Genomic DNA, 1,236 nt, shown 5'->3' on the forward strand with positions numbered 1-1,236 from the left:
CCCAGGATGGTGACGAACTCGCCGGGCGCGACATCGAGGCTGATGTCGTCCAGGACGAGCTGCGATCCGGCCGGGCCGGTGAAGGACTTCGAGACGTGCGCGATGCGGGCGGCGTGCGTCTGCTCCGCTACCGTGCCCTCGGCAGCCTTGGCGAGTGTGGTGGCCATGGTCGTCACCTCCTGGAATGCGTACGGGCTTACTTGGCGCCGAGACCGTTGTCGGTGACCTCGGGCTTGCCGGCGGCCTTGAGGACCTTGTTCAGGGGCGCCAGGTCGTAGATGCCGGCGAGGTCGGGCTGCTCGATGAGCTTGGCCTTGACCGCCCAGTCCGATTCGGTCTTCAAGGTGGCGGCCAGCGGGTCGTCGGTGACGAGGATGCTCTTCCACGCCGGGTCGATGACCGCGGGCTCCAGTTCCTTGCCGCTGAGCGCCTTGAGGGCTGCGTTGGCGGAGGCCTTGGCCTGGTCCGGGTTGGCGTTGATCCACGCGTTCGTCTTGACCGTGCCGGCCAGTACGGCCTCCACGACGTCCGGGTGCTCCTTGAGGAACTTCTGCGACACGATGACGTTCGTGATCACGAACTTCTTTCCGGGCCACAGGTCCGTCTCGTCCAGCAGGACGGACGCGCCCTCGGAGACCAGCTTGGAAGCGGTCGGCTCGGGCACCCAGGCTCCGTCGATCGAGCCCTGCTTGAAGGCGTCGGGGGTCACCTTGTTGTCCGTGCGCACGACCGAGACGTCGCCCTTGCCGGATTCCGGGTCGACCGTCCAGCCCTTCTCCGCGATCCAGTTGAGGAAGGCGACGTCCTGGGTGTTGCCCTTCTGCGGGGTGGCGATCTTCTTGCCCTTGAGGTCGTCCGGGGTTTTGATCTTCTCCGGGTTCACGACGAGCTTGACGCCGCCGGAAGCCGCCCCGGAGATGATCCGCAGGTTGCTGCCCTTGGACTTGACGTAGCCGTTGATCGCGGGCGAGGGGCCGATGAACCCGATGTCGAGGGAGCCGCCGTTGAGGGCCTCGATCTCGGAGGGCCCCGCGTTGAAGGTCTGCGGCTTGATCGCGGTCGCGCCCAGCTCCTTGGCGATCAGGCCCTCCTGGATCCCGACCAGCGCGGTGGCGTGCGTCAGGTTCGGGAAGTAGCCGATGCGCACCTCGGGCGCCGACAGCTTCTTGGCGCCGTCGGCCGCGACGTTCGCCTTCTTGGCGTCGTCCTTCTTCGCCTCGGAACCGTAACCGCAGG

At 67.0% G+C, this 1,236-nt stretch carries 1 protein-coding gene and 1 pseudogene; both read right to left on the minus strand.

The window, feature by feature from the left end; genetic code table 11:
• A pseudogene (locus ACS04_RS26485) lies at positions 1-167 on the minus strand (ABC transporter ATP-binding protein); the annotation flags it as partial.
• Positions 168-196: 29 nt separating this feature from the next.
• The coding region (locus ACS04_RS26490) for an aliphatic sulfonate ABC transporter substrate-binding protein (RefSeq protein WP_048479304.1) at positions 197-1,236 on the minus strand (1,040 nt) is incomplete at its 5' end.

This window comes from Streptomyces roseus, from assembly GCF_001044425.1.
In the GTDB taxonomy this organism is placed as follows: Bacteria; Actinomycetota; Actinomycetes; order Streptomycetales; family Streptomycetaceae; genus Streptomyces; species Streptomyces roseus.